Source organism: Gemmata sp. (assembly GCF_051859125.1).
Taxonomy (GTDB): Bacteria; Planctomycetota; Planctomycetia; order Gemmatales; family Gemmataceae; genus Gemmata.
This window is the reverse complement of sequence record NZ_JBHYGG010000290.1, coordinates 1-19,481: the sequence shown is the minus strand read 5'-3', so window position 1 is coordinate 19,481 and position 19,481 is coordinate 1. Positions and strand designations below refer to the sequence as shown.

The window sequence follows — 19,481 nt, the reverse complement described above, 5'->3', positions numbered from 1 at the left end:
GGTGCGGGCCGCTGGCCTGCCAGGGCACCGGGAGGGCGGCGCTCCGCTCACATCAAGACCGCGTCAGAACACCGAGCCCGGCCCAGGCCGCTTGAACGGCTTGGGCGGCTTGAGCGGCGGCACCGGCGGCGGGTTGTCCGGGGCCAGCATCGACTCGTCGAGCGGGTTGTACGCGGCCGGCGGGGGGCTGAGCAGGTTTTCCGTTTCCTCCTCTTCCGCGAGCGCCTCCCCCTCCAACAGCATGGAATCGTCGAGCGGGCTCCGCGGCGGCGGCGGCGCGAGCATGGACTCGTCGAGCGGGCCGGGGGGGGGCGGCTGGTCGCGGAGGTCGTTGCGCCCACCGAACGCGGACATGTCGGGGGGCGGGAGCATCGACTCGTCGAGCGGGCTGGGCCGCGGGCGACCGGCGGGGGGCGTGGGGACCGGGCCGAACGGCGGGCGGGCGCCGAGCCCCTGTGCCCGCGGGCGGCTCCCGGGCTTCAGGCCAGGCCGCGGGCCGGGGGTCGGGCGCAGCGGGTCCGCGGAGCCGCCGTTGGCCCAGGCCAGCACCCGCCGGGCCACGTCGGCGGCGGTCTTGCTCTGCGGCTGGACCTCGCCGGCCGGGAGCCCGAGTTCCATGCCCAGGGTGTTCTGGAGCACCGCGGCGACGTGCAGCGCCAGTTCGCGGTTCGGCTGCCGGGCCAGGCCGCGGAGCACGTCCACGCCGTCCGGGTCGCTCGGGTTGAGCCGCAGCATCAGCTCGGCCGCGAACAACCGCATCGGGGCCGGCTGGTTCAGGTTCGTGAGCCGGTCGAGCAGGTCCGGCGTCAGCATGTGGTGGTCGCGGAGCAGGCCGGCGAGTTCGACCCGCAGGGCCGGCGGCATCTCGGTGTCGAGCATCATCGTGGACAGTTCGTTCGCCAGCTCCGGCCGCTCGGCGTTGAGCAGGTCGCCGTTGAAGTGCTCGACGACGGTGAGGATGGCCCGCTTGGCGAGCGGGGGCTGCTCGGCCGACCACGAGATCAGGTCGGCGACGGCGGCCCCGGGGAGCCGGCCCGCGGTGGAGAACATCGGGCCGTCGTTGGCCAGCTTCGGGTCGGCCAGCGCCTCCTTGACCGCCTCCCGGGCGAACGGCCACCGGGCCTCGGCGTTCCACATCAGCGCCTCGGCCGCGGCCAGCCGCACGTCAACCGCCGGGTCGCGGAGGAACGCCGCCAGTTCGGCGATCAGGTCGGCCGTGTCGACCCCCGCGAGCGCGAACACCGCGGCGGCGCGGACGGCCGGTTCCTGCGCCCTCTGCGCGTGCCGGACCACCATCTCGGCCTCGCCCGGCCGCCAGTGCGTGTGGTGCTCCAGCGCCCCCAGCGCCGCGGCCTGCACCTGCGGCCGCTTGTCGGCGAGGAGCGACAGCGCCGGGGCCGGCTCGGTCCGCATCGCCGCCCGCAGGGCGACCGCCTCGGGGACGGTGCGGCACTCGGCCAGGTCCGGCGGCCACCCCCGGCGGGCCGCGATCCGCCGGCTCCACTTGTTCGCCCGGCGGAGCGGCTCGGTCCCGGTGCGGACCAGGTCGTGGTACCCGTAGAGGGCGACGGCCACGAGGAGCAGCGCCCCCTGCACGAGGAACGGCACCCAGTCGTCGGACCGCGGGAACGCGGCCCAGGCCGCGATGGCCCCGATCAGGTACAGGACGACGACCGTGCCGCTGGTCGGCGGGTGCCACACCGGGTGCGACCGGGCCAGCCCCAGTGACAGCAGCAACAGGACGCCGACGGCAACGGTCACGGCCGGCGACTCGGTGCGCGCGGCCAGAACGGCCAGCAGGCCGGCGGGCAGCAGCAGCAACAGGTAGCTGAGCGCGTAGTTCAGAACCCCGATGCTCTGCGGTCGGGAACGACTGATCGAACGCATGTTCACCTGCCCGGTTCGCAACGCCCGGCGCGAGTGGCCGGGAGTGTCCGCACGACGGAAGTGTGGGCGGGGCAGAACTTCCGGTGTCACGGGTCCATCTAACTGTAACGGAGGATTCCACCTGGGTCAAACGGCACGGCGAGAACCCGCCGGATTCGTTGCGCCCCCGCCGCTCCAGGTTTGGGTTACACTGGTTGGGAAACGCTCCAACCGTGTGAATCCGAGGGTCCGATGTCGGCGAGTCGCTTCGTGGTCCGGCGGCGGAACTGGCGGTGGGCACCGGGGAACGAGCACACGCCCCGCGGGTGGGTGTGCTTCCCGGGGCCGGGGGCCGAGGTCGCCGGCTTCGAGTCGTTCGACGCCGCCGAGGCCGACCGCACCCTCCGCGAGGCGGCCGTTCGCCAGCGGATGAACCCGTTCGAGTGCGGCCCGCTGTCGGCCGTAACGAGTCTGCCCGACCCGATCCTCCGCGACTTCCTGATGGACGCCGGCGTCGAACCGCCCGCCGCCGGCGTGCCCTGGGCCGACTGGTGGACCGCGACCCGCACTTCGCTGCCCGACGAACAGCACGCCCGCGTGTGGCAGGCCGCCGACAAGGTCCGCTTCTTCGAAGTCAGTGAGGATCCCGACGGCCCGCAGGTCCACGTCGTCGTGGACGTGACCTGGGAGGAGCGCGACGGCGTTCACGTCGCCGAACGCGACGGCGGCGATCTGATCCGCGCGTGCCGCCACCTGAAGCGCGCAGGCGAGATCGCCCGCGGGCGCGCGACCCAGCGGCGCATCACGCTGGCCGGTCAGCACGCCGTGGACGCCGCACCGTTCGCGGACTGCCGCCCGAGCCACGTCCCCGACCCGTTCGCTCCCGGCTCGACGCGCCTCTTGCGGCTCCCGCGGGCGTCGTTCAGCGAAGTGGTGTCGATCCCGTTCGACGAAGCCCGTGGACCGAAGCGGTATCTGCTCCGTTACGGCTACCCTCACCGATACCGCGAGAGCGACGTCTGTCTCGTCATGCGATCGGATTACGTCCACGGCCCGGAAGGGTTTCACCCGAGTGGGGAGGGGTGTGGGGTGCCGATCAGGGCGTTCGTTGATGACGACCGAGCCGAACAGTTCGCCCAACAACTTGAAGCCGACGCTCGGTCCCAGTTCAATCCGTTTCGCCTCGCGAACATCCCGGAACGGGTGTCGACGCGAATTGCCTGGGGGGATGACCGTTTACTCTCACGGGAGATCGTGGAGAGCTGCCGCTTGGTTGGACATCCGACACCTACTGCGGATGACTGGGAGCGCTGGTGGGGCGAGCATGTCATGTCGCTGCCAAAAGCTGAGCGGGATGAACTCTGGGACCAACTTCGCGTTATCTTCTACACCGTCGTACCGGTCCACTTCGAACAGTGATCCTTCGAGGCGTCGCAATGAGCGCCCCGCGGTTCGACGTCGTGCGGTTGAACTGGCACCGGCACCCCGGCGTGTGGATGCGGATGGCCGGCGCTCGCGCCGTTGCGACGTTCGGGTCGCGGGCCGAGGCCGAGGAGGACGCCGCACGCCGCGAGCAGGCCGCCCGGGGAGTGGTGAACCCGTTCAAGTGCGGGTTCGTGTGGGCCGACCGCACGGCGCTGCCCGAGCCGGTGTTCGCGGACTGGGTCGGCGACCACGACCTGCCGGCCCCGCCCGAAGCCGACGGCCGCCGCGACTGGGCCGCGTGGTGGGAACTCGTCCGCGGCTACGGCCCCGAGTTCGCCGCAACGGTGTGGGGCGTGCTGCCGGGGTTGCGGTTCTTCGCCGTGCGCGAGGTGACGCCCGGCCCGCGGGCGTTCGTGCTGCTGCGAAACGCGGTCGTCGCGGAGCAGGTGTGGGACCACCTCCCCGGCGGCGGGGTGCAGTCGCGGTGGACCGGCCGGATGCGGGTGCTGCCCGAGGGCGGCGAACCCGTGATGCTGAGCTTCGACCGCGCCCGGCTCGAAACCGAGCGCGACCGCCTGGAGGCGGAACGGTTTGCCGCCGCGCCGGACTACGAGGAAGGCGACCTCCGGTACCGCGACGAGCGGAGCGCCGACCCGTTCGGCCCAGAGCCGAGCCAGGACGGCCCCGCGGACCCCTCGTTCCTGTACGAGATCGCGGAGGTGCCGGTGGAGGGGACCACCGTGCCCACGGCGTCGCCCCTGCGGGTGGTGTTCCGGGCCGGGCACTTCATCCAGAACCGCGAGTGGGTGCAGTGCGAGGAACCCGTGTGTCTCATCCCGCTCGTGGTGTTCGCCGACCCCGCTGAGACCGACGACCGCCGTAACGCGGCGAACCGGGCGGTCCACGCGATCATGGACCCGGTGTTCTTCGCTCCGGGGTGGTCGAACGGGACGGTCGGGGCGGCGCGGTTGAACGAGCTGTTCGAGTCGCGGGGGCTGCCGCCCGTCCCGGCCGAGCGCCGGTTCGGGAGGCAGTACGTTTCGACGGGCATCGACGAACTGGGCGCGTGGTGGCGGGCGAACGGCTACGGCCTCACCAGCGACCTGCGGCCGGCCGTGTGGGGACTGCTGTGGGCGACTACGGGCTGTTGTGCCCGGTGCTGGAGTTTATCCCCGACCAGGCGGGCTACGAGTGGGTGTGACGTTCGTGTTTTGGTGGGGCAGACATTCCTGTCTGCCTCCAGACGCGGTTGGAGGCAGACAGGAATGTCTGCCCCACCAGACGGAATGCATCAGTCCGCTTCGCCGACGCGGGCGTCGGTGAGCGTGAACAGGTACGCCTCGGGGTCGGTGCGGTTGAGCGTCAGCGTGCCGGTCACCTTAACCAGCCCCTTCTTGAACTCCGACGCCTTGCCCGCCTTCAACTCGACGCTCACCAGCCCGGCCGGCTCCGGCGTCTCGCAGAACCAGCACCCGACCGGGTACTCCAGCAGCATGAAGTTCGTCACCGCCAGTTCGTCGCGGAGCGGTTGCATGAAGCCGTTGACCGTGACCGTTTTGCCGTCGAGCTGTTCGAGGTACTTCAGGAACACCGGGCGGCCCTTCGCGTCGGTCGTCGTCGCGGTCAGGACCGGCCACGGGAGCGCGTTGACCGCGTCGGCCCGCACCGCCGGCAGCACGGCTTCGTCGAACGCCTTCACCAGCGGCCGCGGCGACTTCACTTTCAGGGCGACCTTGTGTAATTCGTGGTCGGGCTTCTTCGCGAGTTCGTCGGCCGCGGCGCGGTACAAGCGGCGGTGGGCGCGAACAGCGGCGGCCCCGAGCGCGAACTCGGTCACGCACCCGTCGAGGATCGCGGCCGCGGTGCGGACGTCGCCGAGGGCGTTGGCGAGTTCACCGAGTTGCCACAGCAGGCGGGCATCGGCCGGGAGCCACAGCGCGAGCTGCTGCACGACCGCGAGCGCATCGCCGGGGAGCTTCTTGCGCTCGGCCTCGGCGAGCGTGCCCGGGGTGCCGGCGAACGCGACGCCGAACAGGTCATCGACGGCCGCGGGGTTGTTCGCGGCGCGGCCCTCCTTCGCACGCAGGCGCACGAGCTTGAGGTGCCACGTCTCGGCGTCGCGCCACTTCGCCGGTGCGAGCCGCACGGCCTCTTCGAGTTGGTCCGCGGCGCGGTCGAGGTCGCCGGCCTGTTGGAACGCGGTCCCGAGGTTCGCGGCGAGCCGGAAGTGCTCCGGGTTCTTCCGCGCCGCGGGCGACAGCACGGCGACCGCCGCGTCGATCTTCCCCAACCTCACGAGCAGCGCCCCGAGGTCGGCGGCCTCGTCGGGGGTGAGCGGCCGGTCCCTCCTGAGCTTTTCGAGACGGGCCGCGGCGGTGAGGTAGTCGTCGCGGAGCGGCGACGGCGGAAGGTCCCCGGGCCGCTCGACGGCGGCCGTGCGGAGCGACCGGTGGTCGACGAGGAACCCGCTGAACCGGCTCGGGAGTTCGGCGAACTGCTCCCCCGAGTAGTGCAGCCCGGCGCAGGCGGGGGTCGGGAGAAGGGCGAGGAGAACCACCGCGACTGCGATGAGTTCGAACCTCCCCCCTTGTAGGGGAGGCCGCCGCGAGGCTTTGCGAGCGGCGGGTGGGGGGGAAAGCCTACCAAGATGTTGAGGCTCCCCCCCCCACCCGGCTCGAAGACTCGCCACCCTCCCCCACCTGGGGGGAGGGCAAGACAGAGCCACTCTCAGCGCGTGCGGCAGTCTGTTCACGTCGGCACCTCCTCGGGCGCGAGCCGCTCCATGACAAGCATCGTGCCGTCGCTCTCGAGGAACCACTCGTCCGGGGCGCGCTCGCGGAGCCGGAGGAACATCCCCTCGCCGACGTTGAGCGTGTCGCCAGGCTGAAACGCCGTGCCGGTCTCGCGGAGGTGGGCCAGCAGGTTCGCGAACAGGTTGAACGTCGCGGTCCCCTGGGCGTGCGCGTCGGCCCGGATCGCGAGGTCCGGGAGCTTGAGCGCCCCGCACCCGCACGTCCGCATCCACACGCCCGGGTCGCCCTCGACCTCCATCTTCACGAACCCCGCGTACAGGAGCGGGAGCGGGAACGTGCGGAGGGTGCGGAGCGTGTCGCCGTTGTCCTCGGCGTGCGGGAGCAGCGCCAGCGCCGGGATCGACGTCTGCCCCCGCTCGTTCATCACCACCACGCCCCCGAAGTGCGTCAGCCCCGCGGCCGCGGTCGCCAGCGCGACGTGCTGCTCGTGCGGGTCGGGCTCGGTCCCGGCGTAGAAGAGCAGCGCGTGCGCCGCGTGCCGGGCCGCCTCCTGCTTCGTGGCCGGGTCGTAGTGCGCCGGTGCCACGCACGTCTGCACCACCTCCTGCGGGGCCGGCGTCTCGAACACGGCGACCTTCACGACGTGCCGGCCCCAGCCGATCAGCCCGAGGGCGTTCCGCCCGTCCCGCTCGAACTCGACCGCCACCCCCGCGAGTTCGGCGTGGTAGTCGCGGAGCACGGCCGCGAGGTGGGCGGTGTCGACCGCGGGCACCTCCGAGAACAGCAGGATGAACCCGGGCGGGTCCGCGAGCCGGGGGTTCGCCACCGGCGGGCCGCCCGGGGCCGGCGTTCCGCGGCCGAAGTACCGGTCCTTGAAGTCCATTCGCGCTCCGAGAATCGCGGGGGAGGGCCGCGGATCGGTCGAGTTTCCGTTTCGCGATCCGGCCCGGCATCGTTTATCATACATCCCGCGCGACACCCCACATAACCTGTCTCGCGTCACTCTGGAAAGGGTCTAGCTGTCATGTTGAATCGCGGAAACCTCTCTCGCCGTGGCTTCATGTCCCGGTCGGTCGCGGCCCTCACCGCCGCCGGGCTCCCGGCGTGGTACGCCGAGGAAGTGTTCGCCAACGCCGTGCGGGCCGAGGAGAAGAACAAGGCCACCGGCGCGAGCGAGAAGCTCAACGTCGGCGTCATCGGCGTCGGCCCCGGCCCCCGCCGGTCGAACGCCCTGTACGGCGAGGCCAAGAAGTACAAGCACGTCAACTTCAACGGCGTGTGCGACGTCGACTCGCGGCACGTGGACCACGCCGTCAAGCAGTACAAGAACGACAAGTTCGACGTCACCGGGCACAAGGACTTCCGCGAGCTGATCGGCCGCAAGGACGTGGACGCGGTCATCGTCGCCACCCCCGACCACTGGCACGCGATCATCGCCATCGCCGCGCTCAAGGCCGGCAAGGACGTGTACTGCGAGAAGCCGCTGACGCTCACCGTCGAGGAGGCGCTCGCGCTCAAGCAGGCCGTGAAGGACACCAAGCGCGTCCTCCAGACCGGCAGCCAGCAGCGGACCGAGATGGGCGGCAAGTTCCGCCTCGCGACCGAGCTGGTCCGGGCCGGCCGCATCGGCAAGGTGACCGCGGTCGAGGCCCGCGTCGGCGACAACCCGATCAGCGGCCCGATTAAGGAGGTTGAAGCGCCCAAGGAACTCGACTGGGACATGTGGCTCGGGCCGACCGCGAAGGTGCCGTACCGGTTCGAGAACGACGGGAAGACGAACTGCCACTACCAGTTCCGGTGGTTCTACGAGTACAGCGGCGGCAAGATGACCGACTGGGGCGCGCACCACATCGACATCGCCCAGTGGATGCTGAACGCCGATGGGTCCGGCCCGGTCGCGGTCGAGCACGTCGAGTCCGCCAAGCCGCACGAGGGGCTCGACGGGTTCAACTGCCACCCGACGTTCAAGGTGCTGTACACGTACGCGGGCGGCGAGAAGCTCGAGGTGAGCCACGGCGCCGGCAGCGTCGCCAAGGGTCTCGTGGACTCCAAGGGCGAGCAGCGGAAGAACAAGGAGGGCAAGGCGATCGACGGCGTGTCCGGCGGCGAGAACGGCGTCCTAGTCACCGGCGACAAGGGCCAGATCTTCGTCAGCCGCGGGCTCCTGCTCGCGTCCGACAAGGCCATCTTCGAGCCGCTCAAGGACGACCCGAAGCTGTACCCGACCCGGCCCGACAACCACATGGGCAACTTCCTCGACTGCGTGAAGACCCGCGAGACCCCGATCTGCGGCGTCGACGTGGGCGCGGGCTCGGTGATCGTGTGCCACATCGGCACCATCGCCCTGCGGACCGGGAAGAAGCTGAAGTGGGACCCGAAGACCTCGACGTTCGACGACGCCGAGGCCAACAAGATGCTGGCCCGCGAGCGCCGCGGCGGCTGGAAGCTGAGCTGACCTCGCGAAGAGTGTTCACCGCAGAGAACGCGGCGGGCGCAGAGTGAAGGCGGTTGAGTTCGATCCGAACTCTCTCCTTCTTCTCTCTGCGCCCGCCGCGTTCTCTGCGGTGAACCCCGCTCAGATCAGCTGCTTGATCGGCTCGGCACCTTCGACGCCCACCAACTTCTGGTCGAGCCCGCCGTAGAAGTAGCTCAGCTTGTTGGGGTCGAGCCCCATCTGCTGGAGCACGGTGGCGTGCAGGTTCTTGACGTGGAACCGGTCCTCGACCGCGAAGTTCCCCAACTCGTCCGTCTTCCCGACGCTGATCCCGCCCTTGATGCCGCCCCCGGCGAGCCACGACGTGAACCCGTAGGCGTTGTGGTCGCGGCCCGTGCCCTGCGCGTACTCGGCGGTCGGCTGCCGGCCGAATTCGCCGCTCCAGATCACGATCGTGCTGTCGAGCAGACCGCGGCGCTTCAGGTCCTTGAGGAGCCCCGCGATCGGCTTGTCGGTGTTGCCGGCGTGCAAACTGTGGTTCTTCACCAGGTCGCCGTGCGCGTCCCAGTTGTGATCGTTGTGGTTCCCGCCGCTGTAGATCTGGATGAACCGCACGCCGCGCTCGACGAGCCGCCGGGCGAGCAGGCACTTGCGGCCGAAGTCGTCGGTCCGGGCCTCGCCGATCCCGTACAGCGCCTTCGTCTCCTCGGTCTCCTTCGAGAAGTCCACCGCCTCGGGGGCGTGCTCCTGCATCTTGAACGCGAGTTCGTAGCTGGCGATGCGGGCCATGAGTTCGCTGTTGTCGGCCCGTGCGGCCATGTGCTCCTCGTTTTTCTCCTTGAGCCGGTCGAGGAGGTCGCGCTGCTGCGCCCGGGTCGTCCCCTCGGGCAGCGCGAGGTCGTGGATCGGGGTCTTGTCGGCCCGCAGCTGCACCCCCTGGTACGCGGCCGGCATGTACCCGCTCGACCAGTTCTTCGGCCCGTTGATCGGCCCGCCGCTGTTGTCAAGCATCACGCAGAACCCCGGCAGGTTCTCGTTCTCACTACCCAGGCCGTAGGTGACCCACGACCCGAGGCACGGGCTGCCGCTCAGGAGCCGCCCGCTGTTCATCATGAGCAGCCCCGAGCCGTGGATCGGGCTCTCGGCGTACATGCTGTGCAGGAACGCGATGTCGTCGACGCACTCGCCGACGTTCGGGAACAGGTCGGAGACGCGCTTGCCGCACTTGCCGTAGTTCTTGAACGCGTACTTCGGCCCGACGACCCGGCCGGTGTTCTTGTGCCCGCCGCGGCCGAAGGTCTTGACGGTGATCGTCTTCCCGTCCAGCTTGGCGAGTTCGGGCTTCTCGTCGAACGTGTCGACCTGGCTCGGGCCGCCGTACATGAACAGGAAGATGACGGCCTTGGCCTTGGCCGGCAGCATCGGCTTCTTCGGGGCCATCGGGTTCGAGAACCTCGTGACGGCCCGGCCCTCGACGCTCGCGGCCCCGGAGCCGGCGAGGACGCGGTCGCCGGCGAGCAGGCCGGTGAGGCCGAGCGCGCCGAACCCGGCCCCGGACTCCCAGAGGAACTCGCGGCGGGTGCGGCGGCAGAACTGGTCGGCGGCGGTATCGTGCATGGGAGCCTCAGGGAGTGGCGGGTGATTGCGGCGGGGTCAGGGCGGCGCGGAAGTCATCGAGGGCGGGGGAGGCGTAGGCGGCGTCTAGCAGCGCCTCTAATCGAGCTTCGTCCGTGACGAGACGCACGCCGGCTACCACTTCCGCGGGGGTGGGGCCGAAGCGTGCTTCGAGCTTCTTCAAGATCAAGTTCCGCACCTTCTCGGCCTCGCGCTGGCGGAACCACTTCTCAAGAACCGGCGACTCGATCATCTTCCCCTCCGGTTGGAACAGTGCCGCGAGTAGCCTCTCGTCGAACCGGAGGCCGCCCAGAATCTGCGTGACGCCGAGCAGGTTCTCGCGCTGGACGGGATCGGGCACGGCGTCGATCGCGTCCTTACACTGTTGTAACACGGGCTCCGGCGGGCCGTCGATCTTCATCAGCGGCACCCACGGGGCGAACCCCGGCGACGCCAGGGGCAGGAAGTCGCGGGCGTTCAGCTCCCACAGGTTCACCACGCGCCACCGGCCTTCGAGTTCGGTGCTGCCGAGCGGGCTCGTCACCCGGGCGCTCGGGGCGACCCTCACGTTCCCCCGATCGGCCAGGGTCAGCGAGACGACTTCGGGCACGATGCGGCGGTTCAGGTACGTCAGCAGCACGTCGTCGAGCAGGTCGAGCGCCGTGGCCGTGTACGAGTACGTGTTCACCTCGATGAGGTGGAGCACCGGCCGCGGGCGGTTCGGGTACGTCACCTCGATGAGCCCGTCGGGCAGTTGCCGCGATTGGACAAGCTCACTCGGGACCGGGCGGACCGTCACGTCCGGCCCGACCCCGGCGAGCCGCAACAACTCGGCGGCGAACGTCTCGATGAGCCACTTGCTGCTCGCGTCGTACTTCGGGCGCATCGCGTCGCCCTCAGTCCAGGTACACGAACTCGTTCGCGTTCAGGCACAGCAGGGCGAAGCGGGCCAGCGCCGCGAGGTCGTCGAGCTTGTGCTTCTCCTTCATGGAGGCGACGAACGCCGCGTCCTTCTTCGCTTCCTCCGCGGTCGGCACGCGGCCGGTCGTCAGCCGCACCGCACGGGCGACCTGCGCCGCCGCGTCGCCGGGGTGTTCCTTCTGGAGCCGCCTGGCGAACGCGAGCGCCTGTTCGTTCGCGAACTCGCCGTTGAGCAGCCCGAGGGATTGCGTCGGCACCGTCGTGACGTACCGCACCGGGCAACTCGAGTCCGGGTCCGGCTGGTCGAAGCCGACGAGGATCGGCACGCGGAGCGCGCGCTTGACGTGCGCGTACACGCTGCGGCGGTTCGCCTCGTCGGGGGGCGACGCCGGCCAGCCCTGGCCCGGGACCGACTGGCCCGCGAGCACCTCCTTGGGGATCTTCGGGTAGGTGCTCGGACCGAACTGCTTCAGGTTCAGCGACCCGCTCACGGCCAGGATCGAGTCGCGGACCTCCTCGCCGGTGAGCCGCCGGGCGTTGAACCGCCACAGCAGGTTGTTCGCCGGATCGGTCTTCAGGTTGTCGGCATCGGCGGCGGACGACAACTGGTACGCGCTCGACAGCATGATGAGCTTGTGGAGGCGCTTCACGGTCCACGGTGTGCCGGCCGCGCCGTTCGCGGGTGCCCACGTCGGCTCCATGAACTCGCTCGCGAGCCAGTCGAGCAGTTCCGGGTGCGTGGACTGTTCGCCGAGCTTGCCGAAGTCGTTCGTGCTCGGAACGATGCCGCGGCCGAAGTGGTACTGCCACACGCGGTTCACGAACACGCGGGCGGTGAGCGGGTTGTCCTTGGAGGCGATCCAGTTCGCGAGCACGGTCCGGCGGCCGCTCGACTTCGCGCCGCGGGGCGGGTCGGCGATCTCCGGGTCGGGCACGCCCAGCACCTCGGGGAACCCGGGCTTCACTTCCTTGCCCGGCGCGTGCGGCGACCCGCGGACGAGCAGGTGCGTGGCCGGCGGCCGCGGGAAGCAGTTGTTGACCGACAGCGCCAGTTCCTGTCCCGGTGGGGTCGCCCTGCGCTCCAGTTCGCCCCGCTCCTTCTTGAGCGCCGCGTACTCCTCCTTCGCCTTGCCGGCGAGTGCGGGCACGACCTTCTGGGCGATCACCTTCGGCCGCTCCGGGCCTTCCGTCGCCCGCTGATCCGGCGCCGGCAGCGTCTTGATGACCTCGTCCTCGATCGCGTGCATCGCCTTGCGGACCTCGGCGAGCCGCGCGTCGCGCTTCTTCAACTCGACCTCGTACTTCGCCCGCTGCTCGGGCGGCGAGATGTCGGTCATGTTCGCGGCCGAGCGCACGTCCCGGTCGTCGGAGTACGGGCGGATGTCACGGAAGAACGCGACGAACTTGTAGTAGTCGGTCTGCGGGATCGGATCGACCTTGTGGTCGTGGCACCGCGAGCAGTTCACCGTCATGCCGAGGAACCCCTGGCCGGCGGTGGTGACGAGGTCGTCGAACCCGTCGAACAGCGCCTGCTGCCGGTCGGCGGGCTCGTCGTCCCAGATCCCGAGCCGGTAGAACCCGGTGGCGACGATCGCGTCCGGGTTGTGGCCCGGGATCTCGTCGCCGGCGAGTTGCTCGGTCACGAACTGCGAGTACGGCTTGTCGGCGTTGAAGCTCTTGATGACGTAGTCGCGGTACCGCCACGCGAACGGCTTCGGGCCGTCCCGCTCGTAACCGTTGGTCTCCGCGAACCGCACCACGTCGAGCCAGTGCCGGCCCCACTTCTCGCCGTAGTGCGGCGACGCGAGGAGCCTGTCGATCAGCTTCTCCCACGCGTCCGGGGCCTTGTCGCTCACGAAGGCGTCGAGGTCCTCGGGGGCCGGCGGGAGGCCGGTGAGGTCGTAGTACGCGCGGCGGGCGAGCGCCGCCCGGTCGGCCGGCTTCACGGGCCGGAGCCCCTTCGCGTCGAGCTTCGCGGCGACGAACGCATCAACGGGCGTCTTCACCCAGGCCTGGTCCTTGACCACCGGAACCGCGGGGCGCTTCACGGGCTGGTACGCCCAGTACTTCTTCGCCTCGTCGGTGACGACGCTCTTGGGCACCACCTTCGCCGCCACGCCCATGCGGTCGGCGGGCACCGGCAACCCGTCCTTGACCCACTTGTCGAGGACCGCCAGCTCCTTCGCGGGGAGCTTGCTCTTGGGCGGCATCCGGTGCTCGTCGTCCTTGTAGTGGATCGCCCGGAGGAACAGGCTCTCCTCCGGCTTGGCGCTGTTCACCGCCGGGCCGGTGTCGCCGCCGTCGAGGACCGCCTGCCGGGTGCGGAGGTCGAGCCCGCCCTTGAGCTTCTTGGGGTCGTCGCCGTGGCACTTGAGACAGTGCTCCTTCAGGACCGGGAGCACCGACTTGTCGAAGTACGCGACCTGCTCGGGGGTGAACTTCGGCTGTTCCTTGTCCTGCGCCTGGGCGAGCGGGGGGCGTGAGCCCCCCGAGGTCAGGAGCAGCGCGAGCACGACACCGACGAGCGCGACAGCGGCGAACAGGCGTGGGAATTGCGAACGCATGGCGGGAACTCACAAAGGCGGGAGCTTCGGGTTTCGTCGCGTAGCAACTGACTCACGGACTCTCAACGGTCACGGCCATCACGATCGGGGCGCTGCGGTCGGTCCCCTTCACGAACTCGATCGACTTCAGCGCGGCGTCGCGCTTCGGCGTCACCGCGAGGTAGCGGATCTGCTGCGAGCGGAGGGCGAACGCGAACTTCGACCCGGGCACTTCGAACCGGCCGATGTAGTCCGCGAAGTGGACGCCGTCCTTCAGGTCGTGGTCCTCGGTCTTGCCGTCGTCGTAGGTCAGGCGAACGACCATCGACACGGCACCGGTGTTCGACGCCCGCTGCGTGTTCCACCCGCCGACGCCGCTCAGCAGGTGAATCGCCTTCGCCTTGCCGTTGAACGGCAGCGACACGCTCTTCGGCATCTTCGGCGGCAGGACGCCGTTCGGGCCGTTGAGCATCACCACGTTCTTCACGGTGTCCTTCGCGGGATCGACCAGCACGAACGGCACGCCCTCGAACACCTTCGGCTTCCAGTCCGGGAAGACGAGCCTCTCGGCCGAGCCGCCGGCGTCGAAGAACATGTCCTTGGTGCTGATGACGGTCGCGACCTTGTCGAGGGGCAGCGGCACGAACTTCCCCTTCTGCGTGAGGAACTCGAGCAGGTCGCCGAACTCCTCGGGCTTCATCACCTTTTCGAAGCCCTCCGGCATCAGCGACTTGTCCGTCTCCTTGAGCGACGCGATGTCGTCCTTGGAGAGCGCGTGCCGCTTGGCCTCTCCATCAATGATTTCGACCGACGTTCCCGTCTGGGCGCCGAGGATGCCGATGATGGTGCGGTCGTCGGTGGTCAGCACGCGGTACGCCTTGAAGTTGCCCTCCACCGACCGCGACGGGTCGATGATGTGGATGAGCAGCTCTTCCTTCGGGTGGACGGCGAACCCGGTCAGGTCCGGGCCGATCTGCGTGCCCTCGCCGCCGTACTTGTGGCACTTCGCGCAGTGCTGCGTGAACACCTTCTTGCCGCTCGCCACGTCGCCGCTCTTCGCGAGCAGGTGCTTCAGCTCCTCGATCACCTTCTGCCGGTCCGGGCTGGGCAGGCCGCCGCCGAGGGCGAGCAGCTTCTTCGCGCGCTCGGCCAGCTCCTTGTTCGCGTGGCTCGCGAGGGCGGTGCGCTGGTCGAGTGCGAGCAGGTCGAACCGCAGCGTCCCCTTCTCGACCGCATCGAGGAACGCTCTTGCGGAGTCGGCCTTCGCCAGCACGAGCCGCAGCGCCGCGGGCCGGGCGGCCGGCGGCAGGTCCTTCACCTTGGCGACGACCGCCGCACCGACCCCTTGAGCTTTAGATGCCGAAAGTGCGTCGAAGATTCCGGTCGCGAGTGCCGCCGACGCTTTCTCACCGACCGCGGCAAGCAGCTTGGCGGCCGCCTCGTCGCTGTCCGGTTGGAACTCGACGACCTGCTGCGCTGCGGCGACTCGATCAGCGTCGGTCGCCTTCGCGTCGGCAAGCGTCGCGAACGCCGCCTTGGTGATCTCCGCGAGCTGCGCGTCGAGCCCCTTCACGCCCCAGGTGGATGCGAGCTTGAGGAGCTTGCCGCGCGAGGCCGCGGGGAGCTTGGCAAGGAGTTGGCCGACGGCAGCGTCCGGGTTCAAGGCTGCGGTCCTGCCGCTCGGCCACCCGGCGGCCAGGCCCGTGACGATTCGCTCGGCCACGGGCGGCGTGCTCTTTGTCGCGCCGGCCAGCACCTCCGCGAGCCCGGTGTGGTCCCCGCTCCCTGCGAACGACCTCGCCGCCGACTCGATGACCGGGAGCAGGGCCGCACGGTCCGGCAGTTCGTGTGCGAGGGCGAGAACCGCACGGTGGTGAACGGCGACGGCGGCCAGCAGTGCCGGCGAGGCGGTCTCGGCGTCCCGGGCGTGCTTCAGGAACCGCGACAGGGCAAACGCCCCGCCCACGCCCGGCGGCAGTTCGGCGAGCGCCAGCAGCGCCGCCTGCCGCACCGCCGGATCGGGCTCGGTAAACACCGCCTCGGGAATCGCCACGACCCACTTATCTTGTCGCGGGAGGACGCTGAGGGCCGCCGCACGCACGCCGGCCGCCGGGTGCGACAGCGCCGCGACCACGGCCTTCGAGGCGTCTTCGTTCGTGCCGTCGAGCGCGCCGAGTGCGTGCAGCGTCCGGAGCGCGTGCAGCGCCCCGGCGTTGCCCCCGCGCTCGTCCACCGTCTTGTCTTCGAGGAGTTTGAGGAGCGCCCCCACGCTGTGGGATTTGGCGTCCGCGACGAGCAACCGCTGGGCGTGCAAGCGCCACGTCAGGTTCGGGTGCTTCAGCGTCTCGACCAGCTTCTCGGGCGTGGCGTCCTTCAGCGTGAACGCCGGTTCGGGCTCCGCCTTGGTGTAGACGACGCGGTAGATGCGGCCGTGCGTCTTGTCGCGGGCCGGGGTCTCGAAGGCGTTGCCCTTGCCGTTCTTGAACCCCGCGGGGGTCGGGTTGTGCTGCACGATGAAGGCGTACCAGTCGATCACCCACATGTGCCCGTCCGGGCCGACCTGCGCGTCGACCGGCGAACTCCACTCGTCGTCGCTCGCCAGCAGGTTCCACCCGTACCGGGCCTTGTAGTCGGCCCCGCTCGGCTGGAGCGTCATCGCCGCGGTCAGGTGGCCGGTCGGCTCCGAGATGAACGCGGTGCGGTTCCAGTACTCCTTCGGGTAGGTGCGGGCCGTGTAGATCGAGATGTTCGACGCGGCCGTGAACCCGCCGTGCCAGTCCACCTGCCGCACCTTGTCGGTGATCGGCTCGATGTGGTTGTCCGGCGCGATGTTCTGGAGCACCGTCGGCGTCAGCCCCTTCACCTTCTCGTAGTACCGGTTCGGGATCGGCATGTGGACGATCGGGCACCCGTTCGCGGTGCTCCCGAACAACTCCCCGGCCTCGTTGAAGCACAGCCCCCAGGTGTTGTTGCTCGTGCTGCGGAGGAACTCGAGTTTGGTCACGTAGGGCCGGCTGTGCCGGCCGTCTTCGTTGTTATCTGGCTTTGCACCGGCCGGCACAGCCGGCCCTACCTTGGACTCGATCTTGAACCGGTAGAACCCCTGGCGGAAGCTCACCTTCTCGTCGTTGACGACGCCGTTGAAGCCCGCGTAGCCGACCGCGCCGTAGATCCAGTTGTCGAACCCGTAGTGCAGGTTGCTCGGCCCGGCGTGTGTGTCGTTCGTCGCCCAGCCGGTGAACAGCACCTGCCGCACATCAGCCTTGCCGTCGCCGTCGGTGTCCTTGAGGAATAGCGTGTGCGGGGCCTGGTGGACGATGAGGCCGCCGGCGTACGGCAGCAGGCTCGTCGCGATACTGAGCTTGTCGGCGAACGTCGTGACGGTGTCGCACGCGCCGTCGCCGTCGGTGTCCTCGCACACGACGATCTTGTCGCGGCCCTGGCCCTCGGGCTGCATCTCGTTCGGGTAGTCAACAGTGACCGACACCCACAGCCGGCCGCGCTCGTCCCAGTTCATCGCGATCGGCTTGCCGCCGAGCTTGTCCTCGGTGACGAAGACCTTCACCTCGAAGTCCCTGGGCGTCACGAAGTGCTTCACGCTCTCTTCGACGGACAGCGGCTTCTGCATCTTGGTGATCGGGTCGGCCTTGGCGCCGCGGGGCGGGTAGAACGGGATCTTCGCCTCGGCGTACTCGAACGGCTTCACGTCCTTCCGCGGTGCGGTCATCTCCGGCTTGTCGAAGAAGGTTCCGGCGAGCTGCGGGTCCTGCCCGCACGCCCAGCGGATGCCGCGCTCGACGAGGTTCTGGAACCCCGGGTGCTCCCAGGTGCGGTGGTCGTGGCCCCAGGCCGTGTAGAAGACGCGGGCTTTACTCGGTGTGCGAACCCACGTCCACGGCTCCTTCAGGTCGCCGTCGGTTCGCACTTCGAGAACGGTGCGGTCCTTGTCGTTGTGCTTGGTGTGAACGTAGGTCTCGTCCCAGCTCGCGAACCCCGAGAACCCCTTCATGATCGCGTGATCGGGCTTCACGTTGTCGGTGCGGAACGTGCCGGTGCCGTGGCTGCGGAACTGCGCGCCGACCAACTCGACGTACTTCGGCGAGTTGAGGAAGCAGTAGCTCGCGGAGTGCAGCGGCACGAACCCCTTGCCGCTCTCGGCGTAGTCGAGCAGCGCCTTCTCCTGCTCCGGGGTGATCTTCGTGTGGTTGGCGTAGATCACGAGCGCGTCGTACGCTTCGAGGGTCTTCGCGTTCAGATCATTCGGGTCGGCGGTGTACGTGAGCGCGATGCCGCGGGCGGCGAGTACCGGCTTGATGATCTTGAACCGCTCGGCGGGCTTGTGCCCGGCATCGTCGCCGAGGAACAGCACGTTGAGCTTCGGCGGCTCGGCGGCGAGCGCCGGTCCCGCGAACGCGAGCAACACCAGGGAGAGGAGGGCACGCATGGGGATGAATCCTTCGATGAACAAAAGTCGAAATCCGAAGAACGGAATCCGAAAGTTGAAATCCGCCCGGCGGCTCACCCGCTTCTTTCGAATTTCGTACTTCGGATTTCGATATTCCGCGCAGGCGGTTACACCACGTCCGGCGCGACTGCGTCGGTCAGGCGCTGGATGATGCCGGCGATCGCGCCCTGGCACTTGCTCCCCTCGGCCCGCAGGATGCGGCACCCGGCGAACGACGGCGGCAGCGCCCGCCGGCCCACACCCTCGACCACCCGGCCCAGGAGCCCCGGGTCGACGTCGAACAGTGGGGTGTGGACGAACACCACCTGCGGGTTGAACAGGTTCACCACCCCCGCGACCCCGATCGCGAGGTAGCCGGCGACCTCCTCCAACTCGGCGGTCAGGTCGACGGCCCCGGACCGGGCCAGTTCGATCACCTCGTCGGGGTTCACCGAGCGGTTGAGTTTGCGGCCCGCGTGGTACGCCAGCGCCGAGTCGCTCGCCACCGTTTCGAGGCACCCGAAGTTCCCGCACCCACACCTGCGGCCGCCGCTCGCGACCACCGTGACGTGGCCGATCTCGCCGGCCAGCCCCGAGTGCCCCTTCAGGATGCGGCCGTTGACCATCAGCCCGAGGCCGACGCCGGCCCCCACGTCGAGCACGGCGAAGTCGTCGAGCCCGCGGGCCAGCCCGTAGCCCCGCTCGGCCAGGCAAAGGGCGTGCGACTCCTGCAGCAGCATACACTCGATGCCGAGGCTCGCCGCGAGGTCGGCGGCGGGGGACCGCCCGTTCGTCATCGGGATGTTCGGCGACAGCACCCCGCGGGCGTGCCGCGAGTCCACCAGCCCCGGCAGGCTGATCCCGCACCCGAGGTTCGTCATCCCCGGCCGGGCCATGAGCCCGCGGACCGCGTCGCTGAGCACGCCGATGAGTTCGGTGTAGTTCCCGGGCGTCGCCACCTTCACCGGCTCGCCATGGAGCACGCCGTCGAGCCCGGCCGAGACGACCTCGCAGTGCGCGACGTCGATCGCGATGCCGAACACCTGGGTCGAGGAGGTCGCGAGCCGCAGCTTCGGGGCGGGGCGGCCGCGGGCGAGTTCGGGTGCGTCGGCCTCTTCGAGCAGCCCGGCCCGGAGCAGCGACGCGACGGCCTTCGACACGGTCGGCGCGCTCAGCCCGCTCTCGCGGGCGACCTCGGCGCGCGAGAGCGGCCCTCGGGTCTGGAGCAGTCGCAGCACCTGCCGCTCGTTCAGCTTCCCAACAACGGCGGGCCGAATGGTCGTGACCGCGCCGTTGGTCTTCATCGCAGTTGGAGACATGAGGGCCAGACTAACCGCGCTGGGACGGTTTGTAAAGCAGATTTAGTAAAGGCTGCTTAGAAATTGTTCCGGCATCGCGGAGGTGCATGCTCAGTTGGCCAATAAGCGGGCGAACCCTGAGCGCCAGCGAGGGGGTGGACGTCCACCCCCTCGCTGGCGCTC

At 69.6% G+C, this 19,481-nt stretch carries 11 protein-coding genes; 2 read left to right on the top strand and 9 right to left on the bottom strand.

The features are described from left to right. Nucleotides 1-63: 63 nt before the first annotated feature. Entirely contained in the window at nt 64-1,887 is a 1,824-nt protein-coding gene (locus tag ACTIGN_RS30375; RefSeq protein WP_439631009.1) for a HEAT repeat domain-containing protein, read from the bottom strand. A 309-nt stretch (nt 1,888-2,196) separates the two neighbouring features. On the opposite strand from ACTIGN_RS30375, the gene ACTIGN_RS30370 reads away from it, so the two are divergent. Beyond that, entirely contained in the window at nt 2,197-3,285 is a 1,089-nt protein-coding gene (locus ACTIGN_RS30370) for a hypothetical protein (RefSeq protein WP_439631007.1), read from the top strand. 613 nt (nt 3,286-3,898) lie between these two features. On the opposite strand, the gene ACTIGN_RS30365 is transcribed toward ACTIGN_RS30370, so the two are convergent. The 3 genes from ACTIGN_RS30365 to ACTIGN_RS30355 form a co-directional block, all read right to left on the bottom strand. Continuing rightward, entirely contained in the window at nt 3,899-4,342 is a 444-nt protein-coding gene (locus tag ACTIGN_RS30365; protein WP_439631005.1) for a hypothetical protein, read from the bottom strand. Nucleotides 4,343-4,582: 240 nt separating this feature from the next. Continuing rightward, on the bottom strand, nt 4,583-5,848 hold the full coding sequence (locus tag ACTIGN_RS30360) for a DUF3299 domain-containing protein (protein WP_439631003.1): 1,266 nt from the start codon (nt 5,846-5,848) through the stop codon (nt 4,583-4,585). 191 nt (nt 5,849-6,039) lie between these two features. Continuing rightward, nucleotides 6,040-6,927 carry a DUF4261 domain-containing protein gene (locus tag ACTIGN_RS30355; protein WP_439631001.1) on the bottom strand — a complete coding sequence of 296 codons (888 nt, stop codon included), beginning with the start codon at nt 6,925-6,927 and terminating at the stop codon, nt 6,040-6,042. 177 nt (nt 6,928-7,104) lie between these two features. Between ACTIGN_RS30355 and ACTIGN_RS30350 the strand changes: the two genes are divergently transcribed. Beyond that, nucleotides 7,105-8,499, top strand: a complete 1,395-nt coding sequence (locus tag ACTIGN_RS30350) for a Gfo/Idh/MocA family protein (RefSeq protein WP_439630999.1) — start codon at nt 7,105-7,107, stop codon at nt 8,497-8,499. A gap of 120 nt (nt 8,500-8,619) precedes the next feature. On the opposite strand, the gene ACTIGN_RS30345 is transcribed toward ACTIGN_RS30350, so the two are convergent. From ACTIGN_RS30345 to ACTIGN_RS30325, 5 genes are all read right to left on the bottom strand, one after another. Continuing rightward, on the bottom strand, nt 8,620-10,095 hold the full coding sequence (locus ACTIGN_RS30345) for a DUF1501 domain-containing protein (protein WP_439630997.1): 1,476 nt from the start codon (nt 10,093-10,095) through the stop codon (nt 8,620-8,622). Nucleotides 10,096-10,102: 7 nt separating this feature from the next. Further along, nucleotides 10,103-10,978, bottom strand: a complete 876-nt coding sequence (locus ACTIGN_RS30340) for a hypothetical protein (RefSeq protein ID WP_439630996.1) — start codon at nt 10,976-10,978, stop codon at nt 10,103-10,105. A 10-nt stretch (nt 10,979-10,988) separates the two neighbouring features. Then, nucleotides 10,989-13,577 carry a PSD1 and planctomycete cytochrome C domain-containing protein gene (locus ACTIGN_RS30335; protein WP_439630994.1) on the bottom strand — a complete coding sequence of 863 codons (2,589 nt, stop codon included), beginning with the start codon at nt 13,575-13,577 and terminating at the stop codon, nt 10,989-10,991. Between the two features lie 52 nt (nt 13,578-13,629). Beyond that, complete coding sequence (locus ACTIGN_RS30330; protein ID WP_439630992.1) at nt 13,630-18,000, bottom strand: PVC-type heme-binding CxxCH protein; 4,371 nt, start codon at nt 17,998-18,000, stop codon at nt 13,630-13,632. Nucleotides 18,001-18,128: 128 nt separating this feature from the next. Beyond that, on the bottom strand, nt 18,129-19,319 hold the full coding sequence (locus ACTIGN_RS30325; protein ID WP_439630990.1) for an ROK family transcriptional regulator: 1,191 nt from the start codon (nt 19,317-19,319) through the stop codon (nt 18,129-18,131). Between the last annotated feature and the right edge of the window lie 162 nt (nt 19,320-19,481).

Bases quoted from the DNA above. Each gene is read 5' to 3' on its own strand.
- ACTIGN_RS30350 (WP_439630999.1), top strand. From the start codon at position 7,105: ATGTCCCGGTCGGTCGCGGCCCTCACCGCCGCCGGGCTCCCGGCGTGG.
- ACTIGN_RS30325 (WP_439630990.1), bottom strand. From the start codon at position 19,319: ATGTCTCCAACTGCGATGAAGACCAACGGCGCGGTCACGACCATTCGG.
- ACTIGN_RS30345 (WP_439630997.1), bottom strand. From the start codon at position 10,095: ATGCACGATACCGCCGCCGACCAGTTCTGCCGCCGCACCCGCCGCGAG.
- ACTIGN_RS30365 (WP_439631005.1), bottom strand. From the start codon at position 4,342: ATGCCCGTCGAAACGTACTGCCTCCCGAACCGGCGCTCGGCCGGGACG.
- ACTIGN_RS30375 (WP_439631009.1), bottom strand. From the start codon at position 1,887: ATGCGTTCGATCAGTCGTTCCCGACCGCAGAGCATCGGGGTTCTGAAC.
- ACTIGN_RS30330 (WP_439630992.1), bottom strand. From the start codon at position 18,000: ATGCGTGCCCTCCTCTCCCTGGTGTTGCTCGCGTTCGCGGGACCGGCG.
- ACTIGN_RS30335 (WP_439630994.1), bottom strand. From the start codon at position 13,577: ATGCGTTCGCAATTCCCACGCCTGTTCGCCGCTGTCGCGCTCGTCGGT.
- ACTIGN_RS30340 (WP_439630996.1), bottom strand. From the start codon at position 10,978: ATGCGCCCGAAGTACGACGCGAGCAGCAAGTGGCTCATCGAGACGTTC.
- ACTIGN_RS30355 (WP_439631001.1), bottom strand. From the start codon at position 6,927: ATGGACTTCAAGGACCGGTACTTCGGCCGCGGAACGCCGGCCCCGGGC.